Here is a 17793-nt window from a genome sequence, read left to right on the forward strand (position 1 = left end):
CCCGGGCCGCCGCGCCCATCCGGGGAACGGAGGGAATTCCTCCTCGAGGTGGCAGACCCCGCCCCTCAGTATTCCGCGGGCGCCGCGCTCGCGCCGTACCGGTGAATTCCCGCCCGGCCCTGTGCGGGGCCGGGTGGCGGGAACGGGTTACGCGGAGCAGCGGCCCCGGGACGCGGTGCGGACCACCGTCGTCGGCGCCGAGCCGTCCGAGGACTGGTCCAGCAGCCGCCGGGAGAGGGTCACCTCGAAGGTCTCGGGGGCCTCCTCGATTACCTCCGCCAGAGCCAGGCAGCCGGACACCACGTGGTGCCGGATCCACTCGACGGTGTACAGGTCCGGCTCCGTCCCGGGGCGGAGCCGGACACGCAGGCGCAGCCGCTCGTTCTCGGTGTGCGGACGGATCATGACCACCTGGGCGGCTTCCACCGAGTCGAGCTGGAGGGCGAGCGACGCCAGGTCGGCGGGGGACACCAGACTGCTGAGCGGACCGTAGGGCGCGTCTATGCGGCTGTTGGTCCGCAGGGCCCGGCCCGGCAGCTCGCAGGCGCACGACGTCCACTCGGCTCCGGTGCCGGTGTCGTAGCGCAACAGGGGGACGACCGCCTTCCGGTGCGTGACGGTCACGAGCATGCGTCCGTTGACGACCTCGGTGTGCTGGTAGGGGAGCGGGTGGAAGGTGTCGATCGCGCAGTCGGGCCCGCTGTGCCCGATGATCCAGGTCTCCGCGGAGCCGAACAGGGCCCATGTGCGCAGGTGGGGGAAGTGCGTGCGGATCAGCGAGCGCGTTCCCGCGTCCATCGCCGGTCCGCTCCAGAGCACCTTGCGCAGGAAGTCCAGGCGCCGTCCGGACGCGGCGCAGAAGCGCAGGACGCGCTGGACGGTGTCCAGGGTGGCGGCGAAGGCGCTCACCCCGTGCCGCTCGAAGAGGTCGAGGCACGGCTCGATCATCTGGTCCGTCGGGGCGTCGAGCGACAGGGTGGGGACGCCGGCCCGTGCGGCGAGCGCGTTGTGCAGGTCGTGCGACGCGCGCATGTGGAACGGGGTGCTCAGGCTCGCGACCAGGTCGCCCGGCGCGAAGGGCTGAAGGTGCGGGGCGATCTCGTCCACGTGGAGGTCGGAGGGCAGCGCGCCCAACCGGCTCGTGGACGTCGTTCCTCCCATGATGTGGAGCGAGGCCCGGGAGAGTTCGGCCGGGGACTCCCGCATCATCGTGTCGACGGCCTCGCCGAGTTCCTCCCGGGTGAGGGGAGGCAGGTCCACCAAGCGGGGCCTGCGCCCCAGCACGAGGTGACGGCCGTACTTGCGCCTCATGGACGGGATCCTCGCCAGGCGCTGTAACGCGTGGGCCAGGGAGAGCGGCCCCTCCACTTTTCCTCCGATATTCATCGTCATTCTCGTGCTCGCATCTCTGGATGTTAGGGATTCATTCATCCCGCCGGGGACGGCTGCGGTGACGTTAATGAATGTGGAATTCCTGTTAATTCTTCTCGGGGAATGCCTTCGTGGTCGGCATGGCGGGTTCGAGGCCGTTGGACAGTAAAGCAGATCCCCTCACCGAGGAACATGGTGGAGATTTCCCCTGCTGGTGAGCGTGTGATCACCGCAGGTCATGTTCACTTGTTGGGAGACGCCTCGGAGCGTGTTCCCCCGGTGGCCGGATGCGGTCGAGTGACCTTGCTCACCGATCACGCTTGCCGAGCGGGACGGGGGTGGTTGCCGCGGCGCCGCGGACGGCGCTGGGGCACGACCCGGCGTGCGCGGGGGAGAGGGCCCGGGGTGACCGTGTCGCTTCGGGGGCCGCCGCGGGGTGCGGCCCCCGCCGTTCGGTCCCGGTCGGCGCTGGAGCCCCCGGCGGTGCCGAGCGCCGTCGGCGCCGCCGGGCGCCGTGTGGAGGGGCTCTCAGGCTCGGCTCGGCGCGGCCTGCCCGGCGGCCCCCGGCGCGTGTCGCCGACCGTCCGCCGCCCCCAGGTGCACGGCCAGTTCCACCCTCAGGCGGGCGTGGTCCCGCGCGTGCCCGTGGGCGGCGACGTAGCCGTCCGGTCGGACCAGGTGGTAGCCCGGTGCCGAGCACAGCCGGTGCTCCGAGGCCTGGTCGGCGCTCAGCGCCACCGTCCGCACCTGGGGCCGGTCGGCGACGAGCCCGGAGAACGGCTCCCCGTCCCGGGTGCGTCCGCGGCCGGGTGTGACGGCGAGCGTCCACCCGCGGAACCCCTGCCCGCTCCCGGCCTCCCCGTGCCCGGCGACGCCAAGGTCCACCGCGAGGGAGCGGGGGAGGGCGTGGCCGGTGCGGACGGCGCCCGCCAGCCGTCCGGTCACCCGGCACAGGGAGGGCCAGGTGGGCTCCTGGGTGAGGCGAGCGGGTGTGTAGCGGAACCGGTAACCCGCCATGACAGGCAGGTATCCGCGTTCCATGACCGGTTCCAGGATCCGGAAGGCCGCGTCCCGGCCCGCCGTCTGCACGGGGTGCTGGAGCATCCACCCGCGTGTTTGGATGTCGGTGTCGCGCACCACCTGCCGCGCCACGTCCTTGCGTTCGGGGCCGTAGGTGGAGAGCAGTTCCGGTCCGGCCTCGCCCCGTGTAACCGCGGCCAGCTTCCAGGCCAGGTTCTGCGCGTCCTGCATCCCGGTGTTGAGGCCCTGGCCCCCGGCCGGGCTGTGCACGTGCGCCGCGTCCCCGGCGAGGAAGACGCGGCCCCGCTGGAAGTCGTCGGCGTGCCGCCGGTGCACGCGGAACACGGACTCCCACACCGGGTCGACCAGCCGGACGCCTCCCGGGCCCTGCTCGTCCGTGATCCGCTGGAGCAAGTCCACCCCCGCCTTCTCCCCGGGCGGGAGGCTGGCGAAGAACCGGAAGACGCCGTCGGGCAGGGCGACGATCACCAGGGCGCCCCGGGGCGACTGGTAGTAGAGCGCCTCGTCGGCGGGCAGCTCCCCCTCGACGCGGCAGTCCACGAGGGCGAACGCCGACTCGTAGGTGCCGCCCACGAAGCCCGTGCCGATCTGGGCGCGCACCGCGCTGCCCGCGCCGTCCGCGCCGATGAGGAAGGGCGCGTGGTAGCGCTCGACGGTCCCGTCGGAGTGTTCGAGGATCGCGGTCACCCCCTCGGTCGCGGTGATGTCTCCGGAGAAGTCCAGCCCGTCGAGGGCGAGCAGCCGCACCCCCCGTTCGACGCGCCCGCCGAGCGCGTGCAGCCGCTCGGTGAGCACGCGCTCGGTCTCGTTCTGGGGCAGGCACAACGGGGCCAGGTGCTCGGGGAACGTGAACGTGGCCAGCGGGTCGCCGGAGGAGTAGTAGCGAAACCTGCGGATGCCGATACCCGCCCGCCGGGTGGATTCCAGGGCACCCAGGTCGTCCAGCAGGTCGAGGGTGCGCGGCCAGAGCAGCAGTGCCTTGGGGAAGGGGGAGGCGGATTCGGCGCGGTCGATGAGCCGTACACGTGCTCCTCGTCTCAGAAGCTCGCACGCGGCGGTCAGGCCCACGGGCCCGGCACCGACCACGAGGACGTCGGCGGGGGCGCTGCGTGCGCGGGTGGAAGCGGTGTCGTCGCTGGTCAACTGCATTTCGGGGAGCTCCGATCGAACGGGTCGCGGTGGGCGTCCAGGGTCCGCCCACCGCGCACGCGGCCAGTTCTATAAGATTGACGATGAACATAAGACACCTTATGCTCATCCACGAATGGATGGCTATAAGGAAGCGAATTGAGGGGTAGGGGAATGGCGATAGAAGCAACGGATCGGCAGGGCGCGCGGAGCGCTCCCGCCCCGTTGACCAGGGGACAGGCGGTGGCCACACTCGTCGCCGTCGCTCTGTCCAGCGTGATGCTGCCGCTCGCCGTCACCGCTCCGGCCGTGGCGCTCACCCAGCTCGCGGCCGACCTGAACGCCAGCGTCGGCGAGGCCCAGTGGGTCCAGAACGCCTACAACGTCACCTTCGCGGCGTTCATGCTCGCCGCCGGCGGACTCGCCGACCGCTTCGGCAGGCGCCGGGTCCTCGTCATCGGCCTCGTCGTCTTCACCGCGATGGCCACGGTGATCGGCCTCTCCTCCAACATCCTCGTCATCGACGTGGCCCGCGCGGTCCAGGGCATCGGCGCCGCGGGCATCATGACCAGCGGATCGGCGATCCTCGCCGACTCCTTCCGGGGAGCGGCCCGGGCCCGGGCCTTCGGCCTCCTGGGCACCTCCTTCGGCTTCGGACTGGCCATGGGGCCCTTCGTCGCCGGGCTGATGGTCAACTTCCTGGACTGGCGCATGGTGTTCCTGATGAACCTCGCGTTCGCCGCCGTCGTCCTGCTCCTGGTCCGCTCGATCCGGGAGTCGAGCGACCCCGGTTCCACCTCGGTGGACTGGGGCGGCGTCATGACCTTCAGCACCAGCCTGTTCCTGCTCTCCCTCGCCTTCGTCCAGGGCGCCGAGGCGGGTTGGCTCAGCCTGAGCGCGATCGGATCGGCGGTCGGGTTCCTCGTCTTCCTCGCGGCCTTCGTCGTGGTGGAGTCACGGGTCCGGCGCCCGATGTTCGACCTCTCGCTGTTCAAGCGGCCCACGTTCGTCGTGGTCGTCTGCCAGCCCTTCACCATCACCTTCGGCTTCGTGGTCCTGCTCGTCTACCTGCCGCCCTTCTTCCAGGGCGTCGGCGGGTTCGGCGCCGCCGAGGCCGGGGCCCTGCTCCTGCCCCTGACCCTGCCGGTGCTCGTCCTGCCGATGCTGGCCGGGCAGCTCGCCGCCAGGCTCCCCCTGCGGGTCATGCTCGCCACCAGCTCCCTGCTCATCGCGGGCGGATCCCTGTGGCTGACGACCCTCCAGCCGGGTCAGCACTGGACGGCGCTGGCCGCTCCCCTGGCCCTGTTCGGCACGGGGGTGGGAAGCGCCTTCGGAGTCATGGACAACGCGGCGCTCAGCTCCGTGGAGGTCGAGCGGGCCGGGATGGCCTCGGGCATCTTCAACACCATGCGCATCACCGGGGAGAGCGTGGCGATCGCCGGAGCCGGGTCCGTGCTGGCGACCCTGTCCCTGAACACGCTCGACCTCCCCTTCGCCGACCCCGAGCAGGAGCGGACCCTGGCGGGCGAGGCCACCCAGGGCCGACTGGAAACGGCGCTGGGCCAGTTCGCCGAGGTGGACCGCTCGACCGCGCTGGACGCCGTCTCGGCCAGCCTCACCTCCGCGATGCACACCACGTTCCTGGGTCTGGCGCTCCTCGCCCTGGCAGGCGCGGTGGTCACGTTCCTCGTCGTCAGGGAACGCGAGCTCCGCTAGGCGGGGCCCCGCGGACCCCCGCCCGGGCCCCCGTCCACCGCCGGCCGCCCCTCCCGAACCCCGCCCCGCCGTACCCCGTCCCCCGTCCCGACGCACCGACGCACCGACGCACCGCGGGAGACGCTCCCCGCCGCGGCCCCAGATCAGGACCGCAAGCCCGAGGAATGTGAGACAGACCATGCAGATGCCCGTGCACCACCTCCTCAACGGCGCCGCCGGCACCGTGACCGCCGACCCGGAGGGCCCGGCCCTGGACTACGAGCGGACCGTCGACCGCACCGTCGTCCACCGGGAGTCCTTGGCGGAGGTCTTCGTCACCGACACCCAGCCCCTCGGCGGGGACGCCCACGCGGCCGCCGCCCAGCTCCCCCGTTCGCACGCCTACTACGGCGACCACCTGCTCCGCCCCCGCCGCCACGACCCCGTGCTGCTGCTCGAAGCATGCCGACAGGTGGGGCTGGCCATCGCGCACACCCACTACGGCGTCCCCTTCGACCACAAGTTCGTGCTCACCACCTTGGGCATCACCATCACGCGCCCCGAACTGATGACGGTGGGGACGGCTCCGTGCGCCCTCCGCATGCTCTGCTCAGTCGGGGACAAGAGGGTCAAGGAAGGACGCGTGGTCGGCTACGACGCCAGGTTCCGGCTCTTCGTCGGCGGCACGGAGGTCGGCAACGCCGTCGTCGGGCTGCGGTTCAAGTCCCCGGAGAGCTACGAGGCGCTGCGCCTGAGCAACCGCTCCGGCGAGCCGGTGCCCTCCACGGAGACCTTCGACTTCACCGTCGGCGGGGAGGTCCCCGCCCCCTACCTCGTCGGCCGGTCGAACGGCGACAACGTGGTCCTGACCGGGCTCACGGGCGCCGGGGACACCGTGTCGGCCTCCCTGCGCGTGCTGCCCCATCACCCGAGCCTGTTCGACCACGCCCAGGACCACCTGCCGGGCATGGTCCTGATCGAGGCAGGGCGCCAGCTGGCCCTGAACACGCTCCTGGAGGTCCGGGGCACCTCGCCGGCCAAGGCCTACCCCACCGAGATCACCGCCGCCTTCACCAGCTTCGGCGAACTGGAGCCCCGGACCGAGATACGGGCCGTCACCGCTCCGGCGGGAGCGGAGGGGGCAGAGGAGGACGGCGTCTACTACACGCAGGGCGGAATCGTGGAGTTCCTCGCGCCCACCGGCGGCCCGGAACCCGCCCCGACCTCCGTCGGGGTGGACGTGCTCCAGAGGGGCGCGTCGATCTGCCGGATCCAGGTCGGCCTGGTCCGCCTCCCCGCGTGAAGCGGACCCTACCGACCCACACGACGGGAGAAGCCATGACCCCTCCGAACGGAGCGCACACCCCGGGTACCCGGGGGCGCGGCATCGCGTTCTTCGACGTGGACGAGACGCTCATCGGACCGAAGAGCATGTTCTCGTTCCTGGAGTTCCACCTCGGGAACGGCTCCGGGCCGCCCGGCTCCTACGAGCGGGCCGTGGCCCGGCTCAGGGCGGCGGCGGCCCGGGGCGTGCCCCGCCAGGACGTCAACCGCCTCTACTACCGCCTCATGGCGGGCGAGTCCGTCGAGGGGCTGCGCGCCGAGGGCCGGGCGTGGTTCTCCGAGGCCGCCCGCGCGCCGGGCTTCTGGCACACGCCGGTGCTGGAGCGCCTGCGCCGCCACCGGGCCGAGGGCGACCTGGTCGTCCTGCTCTCGGGTTCCTTCTCCGCCTGCCTGGACCCGATCGCGGAGGAGGCCGGAGCCCACTGGGCGCTGGGCACACGGCCGGTCGTCCGCGGCGGGCGCCTGACCGGTGAGGTCCTCGTCCCGATGATCGGCGCGACGAAGGAGAGCGCCGCCAGGGCCGCCGCGGCGGTGAGAGGAGTACCCCTGTCCTCGTGCACCGCCTACGGAGACCACTCCAGCGACCTCGCCCTGCTGTCGGCCGTGGGAGTCCCGGTCGCCGTCGGCGAGGACGCGACGCTCACGGCGCACGCCGAGGCCAACGGATGGGAACGCGTCCGCTCCGCCCGCCCGGGCCCCGGCGCTCCGGAGGGAGCCCCGTCCCTCCCGTCGGTGAACGCGTGACGCCGGGCCGGGTTCGCCTCCGCGCTGTGCGGAGGCGAACCCGCGCCCTCCCCTCCCCGCAGTCCAGCAAGAAGGAGACAGCACGATGACCATCGCCATCCTCGGCACGGGCTCGTACCTGCCGGACGAAGTGGTCGGCAACGAGCCGATCGCCCGCACCGCCGGTGTCACCGACGAGTGGATCCGCCGCAAGACGGGGATCCGCGAGCGCCGACGCGCCGCCCCCGACCAGGCCACCTCCGACCTCGCCGCGGCGGCCGGCCGCCGGGCCCTGGCGCAGGCGGGCGTCTCCGCGGACCGCCTGGCCTACGTCATCGTCGCCACGTCCACTCCGGACCACCCCCAGCCCGCGACGGCCAGCATCACCCAGCACCTGCTCGGCGCGCGGTCCGCGGCGGCGTTCGACGTCAACGCCGTGTGCAGCGGGTTCGTCTACGCCCTCTCCGTGGCCGAACACCTGCTGCGGCCGCACGGGGAGGCCTACGCGCTGGTCGTCGGCGCGGACATCTACTCCCGGATCCTCGACTACGGCGACCGCAGGACGGCGGTCCTGTTCGGCGACGGCGCGGGCGCGGTCCTGCTGGGGCCCTCACCCGACCGCGGCGGCGTCATGGGGACGCAACTGCTCACCGACGGTGACCACCACCGCCTGATCAGGGTTCCGGCCGGGGGCTCGCGCCTGCCCGCCTCCGCGGAGACCCTGGGACAGGGCGGGCACTTCTTCACGATGGAGGGCCGCGGCGTGCGCGAGTACGTCACCCGGCGGCTGCCCGAGGCGGTCCACCGGATGCTCGACGGCCTGGGCGTGGACCGGGAGGAGATCCGCCACTTCGTGCCCCACCAGGCCAACGGCGCCATGCTCGAGGACGTCTGGCCGTCGCTGGGCCTGGACAACGCCCGCCTCCACCTGACCGTGCAGACCCATGGCAACACGGGTTCGGGATCGGTGCCCGTCGCCCTGGACACGGTGCACCGCGCCGGGCGGCTCGAACGGGACGACCTCGTCCTGCTCGCGGGGTTCGGCGGCGGCATGAGCGTCGGGCTGGCCCTCGTGCGGTGGAGCCCCGTGGCGGCGAGGGCGGCCTCCGTGGTCCGTTCGGTCCGCTCCGCGGGGACGACTCCGGTCCACGTGCCCGCGTGACCCCTCCCGGGCCGGAGGGCGGGCGGTGCGTGTCCGGTTCCCGGGGCCGTGCACGCTCCATCCCGGGACGTGCGTGAACGGCCGGTGTCCCGACCGTGGGGGCGCGGCCTGTTCCGGACGCCTTTCCCGGGACGCCTCGTGGAGCGCCCCTTCGGGCACCTGTCAGGGAAGGCGCGGGAGGCGGGCGCCCGCGGAGCGGCGGGGCGGGGCCCCGCCCGGCTCCCCGCGGGGTGGCGCCGGGGCGCACGCCCGGACGGGGGTCACTCCTCGCCCAGGTCCGCCAGTTCGGTGCGTGTCTCCGCGGAGACCTCCGCGCACCGGCTGAGGAAGCGGACGAACTCACCCTCCTCCTCGCTGCTGAACGCCTCGCTCAGCCGCATCTCCACCCGGATCGCGGCCTCGTCCGCCTTGGCGAGCAGGTCCTGTCCGCTGGGGGAGAGCCTCGTCTCCAGGATGTGTGAGTGCAGCGGGTGGGGCTTGCGCTCGATCAGTTCGCGCCTGCTCAGGGTCGCGAGGACCGAGGACATGGTCTGGGGGGTCACCAGGCACCTGCGGGCCAGGATCGCACCTGAGGCCCCGGGCTCCTCCGAGAGCACGAGCAGGACCGTGTACTGGGGGACCGAGAGGTTGAACTGCCTCAGAACAGCGTGCTTCGCGGAGATCAGCTCCTGCTCGGCGCGCTTCAGGTGATGACCGATCCGCTGGTCCATGGGAAGCTGGGTCATCTGGGAATCGTATCTCAGAGCGCCTGTCCCTCCGTGCTCGTCGGCCGGTCGTCAGGCCGGCGCCGGGAGCCGCCCGCTCCACTCCGGCTCGGAGGAGGGTCAGTACCGCGCGCCCGCGGTGGCGCCGGCGATGGTGTCGAGTTCGGCGAGGCCCTCCGGGGAGAGGACCAGGTCCGCGCCGCCCGCGTTCTCCTCCAGGCGTTCGCGCCTCTTGGTTCCCGGGATGGGAACGACGGGCAGGCCCCAGCGCTCGGCCCGGGCGTGGACCCACGCCAGGGCGACCTGGCCCGGGGTCGCGCCGTGTGCGTCGGCCACCCGCCGCACGATGGCGAGCAGATCCTGGTTGCGCACGGCGTTCTCGCCGGAGAAGCGCGGCTTGCCGCGGCGGAAGTCGTCGGCGGACAGCTCCTCCACCGGAGGGAGGGCCCCGGTGAGGAAACCGCGCCCCAGCGGGGAGTAGGGGACGAAGCCCACACCGAGCCGCGCGCACTCGCCCACCACGGACTCCTCCACGTCGCGGCTCCACAGCGACCACTCCGTCTGCACGGCGGCGATCGGGTGCACGGCGTGGGCGGCGCGCAGTTCGTCGGCGCTCACCTCGGACAGCCCCAGGTGGCGCACCTTGCCCTGGGCGACCAGCTCGGCCATGGCCCCGACCGTCTCCTCGACGGGGACCGAGGCGTCGCGCCGGTGCATGTAGTAGAGGTCGATCGTCTCGACGCCCAGACGGGAGAGGCTGGCGTCGCAGGCCGCGCGCACGTACTCCGCGTCCCCGCGGTGGCTGCGGGCACCGGTCCCGCGGTCGCGGACGATCCCGAACTTGGTGGCGAGGACGACCTCCTCCCGCCGTTCCCGGACGACCTTGCCCACCAACTCCTCGTTGGCCCCGTGTCCGTACATGTCCGCGGTGTCGAGGAAGCCGACGCCCAGGTCCAGGGCGTGGTTCAGGGTCGCGAGGGAGTCGGCCTCGTCTCCCGGGCCGTAGAACTCGCTCATCCCCATGCAGCCCAGCCCCTGGGCGGACACGGTGGGGCCGTCGGTGGTCAGCGGAACAGTCCGCATGCGCACTCCTGTGCTCGGTGGTCGTGCTCGGCGCGACTCAGGGAGGCGCTGCCCGGGGGTGCGACCCGGGCGCCGCATACGGCGCCTGCGACCTGCCCTCCTGAACCTATGCCGAGAAGGTACCATAAGAACCCTGACGATGACTCGATATCGATTGGATTCGGAGGCGTCCCCCCTCGCGCACCAGGAACTCGGGGGCCGACCCGTCCGGAAGTTCCCGCAGCATGTGCCGGGAGACGATGACCTCGAAGGACTCCGGAGCCTCCTCCGTCACCTCGGACAGCCCCAGCGACTCGGACAGCACGTGCTGCCGTATCCACTCGCCGGTGTAGAGCTCGGACCTGGTCTCCGGACGCAGCCGGACCCGCAGGTGGAGCCGTTCGTCCTCGGTGTGGGGATCGACCAGGACGACCTGGGCCGCCTCCACCGAGTCGAGCCGCATGGCCAGCGGCACGAGGTCGAGGGGGGAGACCACGCGGCTGAGCGGCCCCATCGGGGCGTCTATGCGGCTGTGTGTGCGCACCGCGGGACCGGGCAGACCGCAGGGGCAGGCCGTCCATTCGGCCGCGACCCCGGTCTCGTAGCGCAGCAGCGGGACGACCGCCTTCTCGTGCGTGACGGTCACCAGCATGCGCCCGTCGACGATCTCCGTGTACTGGTGGGGGAGCGGGTGGAGGGTGTCGTTGGCGCAGTCCGGGCCGCTGTGCCCGATGATCCAGGTCTCCGCCGAGCCGAAGAGCGCCCACGTGCGCAGGTGGGGGAAGTGCGTCCGGATCAGCGATCGGGTGGCGGCGTCCATGGCCGGACCGCTCCACAGCACCTTGCGCAGGAAGCCGAGGTCCCGGCCGGACGCGGCGCAGTAGCGGAGCAGGCTCCGGAAGGTGTCGAGGGTGGTGCCCAGGGCGTTGACCCCGTGGCGCTCGAACAGGTCGAGGTAGGCGTCGATCATCTGGTCGGTCGGCGCGTCCATGGAGAGTGTGGGCACCCCGGCCCTGGAGGCGAGTCCGTTGTGCAGTTCCTGGCAGGCCCGCATGTGGAACGGGGTCCCGAGGGTGGTGAACAGGTCGCCCTGTTCGAAGGGGCGCACGTGCGGCGCTATCTCGTCCAGGTACAGGTCCGCCGGGACCGCCCCCAGGCGCATGGTCGACCGGGTGCCCCCCATGACGTTCAGGGAGGCGCGGGTCAGGGCGGACGGGTCGGTGCGCACCAGGGTGTCGATCGCCCGGCCCAGTTCGTCCCTGTCGAGCGTGGGGAGGTCGGACAGTTCCGGCGCGGAGGTCCCGGAGGTGTGGCGGAGGTACTTCTCCCGCAGCCCCGGAATCCTGGACAGCCTGGCCAGCGCCCGTGCCGTGGACGGAGCCCCGCCGAGGGTCGTTCGTGGACCGAGATTCGTTGTCATTCGCGCACTCGCGTTCCTGGTGTACTCAAATACGGCCGATCACGGGCGTTCGTACTGCTGCGGAGCCATTGGTGAATCCGAAGTGACCAGAAGTTCCCGGACTTCGTCGTCCAGTCGTCGGCGGGGCGGGGCCACAGTTGACTTCGGAATGCGTCCATTCGAGAGAATGCGACGATATCCGAGGCGGTCTCCGGGCCCGTGTGACCGTGTGGGCACCTTTCGTTATCGTCCGTCGTCGGGGGTGTTCCCGTGAGACGGGCCGTCGTTTCCCGTGTGGTATGACCTTCCTCACGTGTGAGCTGCGGGCCGTCACGCCTGGTGACCGGCTCGGGTCCGGGTACCGGCGTCCGCCCGGCGGAGGCCGAGGTGGCGGGCCGGCCCGGACGTCCCGGCCGCGCGTGCCCGACTCCGCCCCGTGGACAACCTCCGTCCGGCGGGGCCGCGCTATACGCTGGAAGCGTTCACCCCGGCGCACGCCCCTGAGACCCTTCGACGCCGCAGGGCGGGTACGCCGGGATGGCCTCCCAACCAAGAGAGAGCACCATGAGTGACATCGAGCGCGAGGTCCACGCGGTAGCCGGGCGGGCCAGGAACGCGGCGGCCGACCTCGCCCCGCTCAGCCGGGCTGTCAAGGACGCCGCACTGCTGGCGATCGCCGACGCCCTGGTCAAGCGGTCCGACGAGATCACCGCGGCCAACGCCGAGGACGTGGCGCGGGCCCGCGAGGACGGCACCAGCCCGGCCATGGTCGACCGGCTCACCCTCACCCCGCAGCGGATCGAGGACATCGCCGAGGCCGTCCGCGAGATCGTCGAGCTCCCCGACCCGGTGGGCGAGTCCGTGCGCGGGTCCGTGCTGCCCAACGGCCTGGACCTGCGCCAGATCCGGGTGCCGCTCGGTGTCATCGGCATCATCTACGAGGGCCGCCCCAACGTCACCGTGGACGCCGCCGCCCTGTGCCTCAAGAGCGGCAACGCCGCCCTGCTGCGCGGCTCCTCCTCGGCCTACTCCTCCAACACCGCCATCGTCGGGGTCCTGCGGGACGCCCTGGAGGGCACCGGGGTCCCGGTGGACGCCGTCCAGATGGTGCCCGGCCGAACCCGCGAGTCCTCCACCGCGCTCATGCGCGCGCGAGGCCTGGTGGACGTGCTCATCCCGCGCGGCGGGGGCTCCCTCATCCAGGCCGTGGTGCGTGACTCCACCGTGCCGGTCATCGAGACCGGCGAGGGCCTGTGCCACGTCTACGTGGACGCCGACGCCGACCTCGACAAGGCCGTGGCCATCACCACCAACGCCAAGGCGCAGCGCTGCTCGGTGTGCAACTCCGCCGAGACCCTGCTGGTGCACGAGGCCGTGGCCGAGGAGTTCCTGCCGCGCGTGCTGGAGGCCCTCGGCGAGAGCGGCGTGACCGTGCACGGCGATCCCCGGGTGCTGGAGGCCGCGGCCGCCCACCCGACCGGAGCCAGGGTGGTCGAGGCCACGGAGGAGGACTGGGCCACCGAGTACCTGTCCATGGACCTGGCCGTGCGCGTGGTGCCCACCATCGACGAGGCGCTGGCCCACATCCGCAGGTACTCCACCCAGCACACCGAGGCCATCGTCACCGACTCGCTGAAGGCCTCCCGGTACTTCGTCTCACGGGTGGACTCCGCCGCGGTCATGGTCAACGCCTCCACGAGGTTCACCGACGGCGGAGAGTTCGGCTTCGGCGCCGAGATCGGCATCTCCACCCAGAAGCTGCACGCCAGGGGCCCGATGGGGCTGACCGAGATGACCTCCACCAAGTACGTGGTCACCGGGGACGGCCACCTCAGGTAGCCGCGCGCGCCGGGGCCGCCCTCGCGCGGGCGGCCTGGACCGCGAGGGACCGCACGCCACGGGCCCGCCCGCGACGTGCGGTCGGGCGCGTGTGTTCGTCGTGCGACCGATAGTGACATCCGGGGGCCGAGGGGCCGTTGGCATCTGGAGCGTTTTCCCGCTGGAAACCTGGACAGAAGCGAATCTTCGTCTAGCACGTATTCCCAAAGCGACGGCTGGTCGGTAATTTCACTGTGGTGTCTCACGGCGCGCTTCCGCATCGTTCGGAGTGTCGCCCCCCCACGGTCACAACGAAAGGAATCCCCCGAATGAAGCTCCGGAGCAAGGTCGCTGCCATCGCCACGACCGCCCTGGCCGTCGGTGGTGTCACGCTGATGGCCTCTCCCGCCCAGGCTGACCTGGTCACCCTCTGCTCGGGCCACGGCGGTGCCATCACCCTGCCCACGGACCTCGCGGTCCCCGCCGGCAAGAGCTGCTTCCTGGACGGCACGGTCATCCAGGGCGACGTCACCGTCCGCCAGGGTGCCAACCTGCACATCATCGGCGGCGAGATCGAGGGGAAGGTGACCGTCCAGCAGGACGCATACTTCGACTCCCAGGAGAGCTCCGTCGGTGACCGCGTGGTCAACCGCGGCTCCTACGGCACCTACCTGGAGAACAGCTCCACGGGTGCCGCCCTGCGCGCCGTTCCGGTCGACGGCGGCAACACCGACGGCTTCGCCTACGTGGTGGACTCCTCCGTCCACAGCATCAACGCCGAGGTCGGCGCCGTCTACGTCTCCGGTTCGCGCATCGGCGGCGCCGTCAACGCCGACGGTGTCGAGTACGCCGACATCTACGACTCCGTGGTGCGCGGCGCCCTGACCGTCAACAACCCCGCCAGCGGCGGCATCCTCTGCGACAGCGAGGTGATCGGCGCGGCCGCCTACAGCGGCGGCACCGGTCCGGTCGCGGTCGGCGCCGGCGAGCAGGAGGGCTTCTGCTCCTCCGTCAACTACGTCGACGGCGACCTGAGCGTCACCGGCGTCAGCGGCGGCGTCTACGTCGACAACAACATCGTCGGCGGTGACCTGTCCACCTCCGCCAACAGCCCGACCGCCCAGATCGGTGAGAACAACCGCGTCCGCGGCGACATCCTCACCGAGGAGATCGCCCTGCGCAGCTTCTCCGCCGCCGTGGTCGAGGAGTTCGAGGCCCACGAGGACGACCTGGTCGAGGAGGTCGAGGAGGCCCGATCCACGACCATCGACGAGGCCATGGCCGCCGGTCCCGCCTTCTAGGACCCGCTCCCGGTCACACCAGGACGCCCGACAGCGCCGACGGCCCCGCCGTCGGCGCTGTCGTGTGCCCGGGTTCCCGGCCTCGCCGTGGCCCGTCGTGGGTACGCGCGGCGGGGACGGCGGGGGAGGGCTGTTACCGTCCGCGAAAGGCCGACCCGAGGACGAGGAGCGACGCGTGCCCACCACCGTTCCCTACGGAGAACACCCCAGCCAGATCGCGCACCTGTGGGAACCGGAGGGCGGCGCGCCCGCGCCCGTCGCCGCCCTGCTGCACGGCGGCTGGTGGCGGGACGGGCTCGACGCCGGGCTCATGGACCCGCTGGCCCGCGACCTGGCCTCCGCCGGATGGGCGGTGTGGAACGTGGAGTACCGCCGCACCGGCGACGACGGGGGCGGCTGGCCGCAGACTCTCGACGACGTCGACCGCGCGCTGGCGGCGCTCGCTGAGGCCGCGGCCCGCGAGCCCGACCGCTACGACCTGTCCCGCACGGTGTCCGTCGGCCATTCGGCGGGCGGGCACCTGGCGCTGCTCAACGCGCTCCACCCCCGCACGCCCGTGCGCGCCGTGGTCGCCCTCGCCCCCGTCACCGATCCCGAGCGCTGCGCGCGGGAGGGACTGGGCGAGGGAGCGGTGGAGCCGTTCCTGGGCCCCGTCCCCTCCGCGCGGGTCTACGCCGCCAGTTCGCCGCTGCTGCGCGTGCCGCTGGGGGTGCCCCAACTCGTCGTGCACGGGGACGCCGACCAGCGCGTCCCGGTCGACCACAGCCGCGCCTACGTGGCCGCCGCGCGTGCCGCGGGGGACGCGGTGGACCACCGCGAGCCGGTCGGCGCCGACCACTTCGCGGTCATCGACCCGGCCCATTTCGCCTGGCGGCAGGCGCGGGCCTACCTCGACGACCTGTTCTGAGCCGCCCGCGCCCGATGGCGCGGTCGCGTCCCGCGACGGAGGAGCCCCCGGCCCAGCGGAGCCGCACCCGCCGGACACGCCCGAGGGGCGGCCCGCGCCCGGGGCCGCCCCTCGGGGTAGCGCATCCGTCCCCGCGCGCGTCGGGGACCGGTGCCGGGTTCCCGGGCGCTGGTGCCTCGGGGAAGGACCGGTCAGGAAGAGGTCCCCGAGCCCTGGTTGGTGCGGGAGGAGCCGTTGCGCCACCGGTCGGCGACGGTGTCGAAGATCTTGCCGCCCGCGCTGGCCGCGCTGCCCGCGACGTCGCGCAGGGTGCCCAGCAGCGGGTCGCCCGTGCGCTCCCAGGACTCCTTGTAGGAGTTGGCGGCCTTGCGCGCCTCCTCGCCCACCCGGGCGTCGCGGTCGGTGGAGCGGCGCGGGTAGTCGCCGTTGACGATGCTCTGGTACGAACCGTCCTCGATCCACCGGTGCAGCTCGGCCAGGCGCACCACCGCGAACGGGTGCGTCTGCCCGACCAGGCTGAGCAGCTTGATGAGGCCGTCGCGGGCGTCGCCGCCGGACTCGTACTCGCGGGCCTGCTCGAGGAAGGCGTCGGGGTTCATCTCCACGAGCCTGGAACCGCCCGCCAGCTTCATCAGGGCCCGCTTGCCCGCCTCGGGGTTCTGGCTGGCGAGGATCCCGGCGCGGTCGCAGGACAGCTCGGACTTGCGGTACCACTCCTCCAGCGCGGCCACGATGGCCTGGATGCCGATGAAGCCCAGCGGCACCCACGCCACGCGGGTGGCCAGCCGGATCAGGGCCAGCAGCATGGTGCGGTAGACGGCGTGGCCGCTGAGGATGTGGCCGACCTCGTGGCCGATGACGAAGCGCTGCTCCTCGGCGTCCAGCAGGTCGAACAGTCCCGTGGTCATCACGATGAACGGGCGGTTGCTGCCGATCGCCATGGCGTTCGGCTTCGGGTTCATCTGGATGTAGAGCTCGGGGACCTCGTCCATGTCCAGGACGTAGGCGGCGTCGCGCACGTAGTCGTACACGTGGGGGAACTGGGTGGGCCCGACCCGGACGGCACTGGACAGGAACATCAGTCGCAGGGCGCGCTCGTTGAACAGCCCCGACAGGCGTTTGAACACCTCGTCGAACCCGCGCAGCGAGCGCAGCGCGACCAGGGCGCCCCGGTCGGCGGGGTGTTCGTAGGCACGAGGCGAGATCTCGGAGAGCCGGACGCGGACGCGGTCTGGTGAGTTGGCCATATCGGCATGCTATGCGCCGTGATCGCGCTTGGCCACGGTTTCCGGCTTCGAGATATGACGTGATTTCCGAGCGGCGCCGACGCGCCCGGGGGAAGGAACCCGACACGGCGTTCGTTGTCCGAGTGACAGGACCAAAAAGGGAGGAAGGGGACGGCGGTGGTGCCCTCCGTCGGCTAATCTCGGTTGGCCGATCCCGGCAACGGCAACGTCCACGGCGAAACGGAGCGCACAGTGGCGCACGCAGCTTCCGACGCATCCCGCAACGCGGACTCCCCCGCGCCGCGGGGAGGAACCGGTCCGACCAAGGTCGGCATCATGGGCGGCACCTTCGACCCCATCCACCACGGCCACCTCGTGGCGGCCAGCGAGGTCGCCCACCTCTTCGGGCTCGACGAGGTGGTGTTCGTCCCCACCGGCCAGCCCTGGCAGAAGGACCTGGCCAAGGTGACGCCCTCCGAGGACCGCTACCTGATGACGGTCATCGCCACCGCCGAGAACCCCCAGTTCCGGGTCGACCGAATCGAGATCGACCGCTCGGGACCCACCTACACCCTCGACACGCTGCGCGAGATGCGCGCCAAGTACGGCCCCGACGTGGAGCTGTACTTCATCACCGGAGCCGACGCGCTGGGCGCGATCCTGAGCTGGCACAACGTCGACGAACTCTTCGAGCTCGCACATTTCGTAGGCTGTAACCGGCCCGGTCACCACCTCAGTGACACCGGACTGCCCAAGGGCAAGGTCTCCCTGGTGGAGGTCCCCGCGCTGGCCATCTCCTCGACCGAGTGCCGGGAACGCGTCCGCAAGGGCGAACCCATCTGGTACCTGGTCCCCGACGGCATCGTCCGCTACATCAACAAGACCGGGCTCTACCTAGAGAGCTGAAAGGCA

14 protein-coding genes are annotated in these 17793 nt (G+C 72.0%); 8 read left to right on the forward strand and 6 right to left on the reverse strand.

Annotated features, from left to right (window positions below):
- Positions 1–147: 147 nt before the first annotated feature.
- Positions 148–1311: an AMP-dependent synthetase gene (locus tag KGD83_RS08215; RefSeq protein WP_212643250.1), complete on the reverse strand. Its 1164-nt coding sequence runs from the start codon at positions 1309–1311 to the stop codon at positions 148–150.
- A gap of 588 nt (positions 1312–1899) precedes the next feature.
- Complete coding sequence (locus KGD83_RS08220; protein WP_212643251.1) at positions 1900–3561, reverse strand: FAD-dependent monooxygenase; 1662 nt, start codon at positions 3559–3561, stop codon at positions 1900–1902.
- A gap of 222 nt (positions 3562–3783) precedes the next feature.
- On the opposite strand from KGD83_RS08220, the gene KGD83_RS08225 reads away from it, so the two are divergent.
- From KGD83_RS08225 to KGD83_RS08240, 4 genes are all read left to right on the forward strand, one after another.
- Entirely contained in the window at positions 3784–5256 is a 1473-nt protein-coding gene (locus KGD83_RS08225) for an MFS transporter (protein WP_212643252.1), read from the forward strand.
- 178 nt (positions 5257–5434) lie between these two features.
- Positions 5435–6538 (forward strand): ScbA/BarX family gamma-butyrolactone biosynthesis protein, encoded by a 1104-nt coding sequence (locus KGD83_RS08230; protein ID WP_212643253.1) that lies wholly within the window; start codon positions 5435–5437, stop codon positions 6536–6538.
- A gap of 35 nt (positions 6539–6573) precedes the next feature.
- Positions 6574–7323 carry an HAD family hydrolase gene (locus tag KGD83_RS08235; RefSeq protein WP_212643254.1) on the forward strand — a complete coding sequence of 250 codons (750 nt, stop codon included), beginning with the start codon at positions 6574–6576 and terminating at the stop codon, positions 7321–7323.
- Positions 7324–7408: 85 nt separating this feature from the next.
- Positions 7409–8464 (forward strand): 3-oxoacyl-ACP synthase III family protein, encoded by a 1056-nt coding sequence (locus KGD83_RS08240; RefSeq protein WP_212643255.1) that lies wholly within the window; start codon positions 7409–7411, stop codon positions 8462–8464.
- A 260-nt stretch (positions 8465–8724) separates the two neighbouring features.
- On the opposite strand, the gene KGD83_RS08245 is transcribed toward KGD83_RS08240, so the two are convergent.
- The 3 genes from KGD83_RS08245 to KGD83_RS08255 all read right to left on the reverse strand — a co-directional run bounded on the left by KGD83_RS08245 (position 8725) and on the right by KGD83_RS08255 (position 11650).
- Positions 8725–9189 carry a MarR family winged helix-turn-helix transcriptional regulator gene (locus KGD83_RS08245; protein ID WP_013154379.1) on the reverse strand — a complete coding sequence of 155 codons (465 nt, stop codon included), beginning with the start codon at positions 9187–9189 and terminating at the stop codon, positions 8725–8727.
- 99 nt (positions 9190–9288) lie between these two features.
- On the reverse strand, positions 9289–10251 hold the full coding sequence (locus tag KGD83_RS08250; protein ID WP_212643256.1) for an aldo/keto reductase: 963 nt from the start codon (positions 10249–10251) through the stop codon (positions 9289–9291).
- 106 nt (positions 10252–10357) lie between these two features.
- A complete protein-coding gene (locus tag KGD83_RS08255) occupies positions 10358–11650 on the reverse strand; it encodes a phenylacetate--CoA ligase family protein (protein WP_249352215.1) in 1293 nt (430 codons plus the stop codon).
- A 543-nt stretch (positions 11651–12193) separates the two neighbouring features.
- Here KGD83_RS08255 and KGD83_RS08260 point away from each other — a divergent pair.
- The 3 genes from KGD83_RS08260 to KGD83_RS08270 all read left to right on the forward strand — a co-directional run bounded on the left by KGD83_RS08260 (position 12194) and on the right by KGD83_RS08270 (position 15655).
- Positions 12194–13468 (forward strand): glutamate-5-semialdehyde dehydrogenase, encoded by a 1275-nt coding sequence (locus tag KGD83_RS08260; protein WP_212643257.1) that lies wholly within the window; start codon positions 12194–12196, stop codon positions 13466–13468.
- 308 nt (positions 13469–13776) lie between these two features.
- Complete coding sequence (locus KGD83_RS08265; protein ID WP_212643258.1) at positions 13777–14748, forward strand: hypothetical protein; 972 nt, start codon at positions 13777–13779, stop codon at positions 14746–14748.
- 175 nt (positions 14749–14923) lie between these two features.
- Positions 14924–15655, forward strand: coding sequence for an alpha/beta hydrolase family protein (locus tag KGD83_RS08270; RefSeq protein WP_212643259.1), 732 nt, complete (start codon positions 14924–14926; stop codon positions 15653–15655).
- Between the two features lie 191 nt (positions 15656–15846).
- On the opposite strand, the gene KGD83_RS08275 is transcribed toward KGD83_RS08270, so the two are convergent.
- On the reverse strand, positions 15847–16902 hold the full coding sequence (locus tag KGD83_RS08275; RefSeq protein WP_212643260.1) for a M48 family metallopeptidase: 1056 nt from the start codon (positions 16900–16902) through the stop codon (positions 15847–15849).
- Between the two features lie 231 nt (positions 16903–17133).
- Here KGD83_RS08275 and nadD point away from each other — a divergent pair, with 231 nt between their 5' ends.
- Positions 17134–17787, forward strand: a complete 654-nt coding sequence (gene nadD / locus KGD83_RS08280; RefSeq protein ID WP_256448850.1) for a nicotinate-nucleotide adenylyltransferase — start codon at positions 17134–17136, stop codon at positions 17785–17787.
- Positions 17788–17793 lie beyond the last annotated feature (6 nt).

The sequence above is a fragment of the Nocardiopsis akebiae genome, from assembly GCF_018316795.1.
GTDB lineage: Bacteria > Actinomycetota > Actinomycetes > Streptosporangiales > Streptosporangiaceae > Nocardiopsis > Nocardiopsis dassonvillei.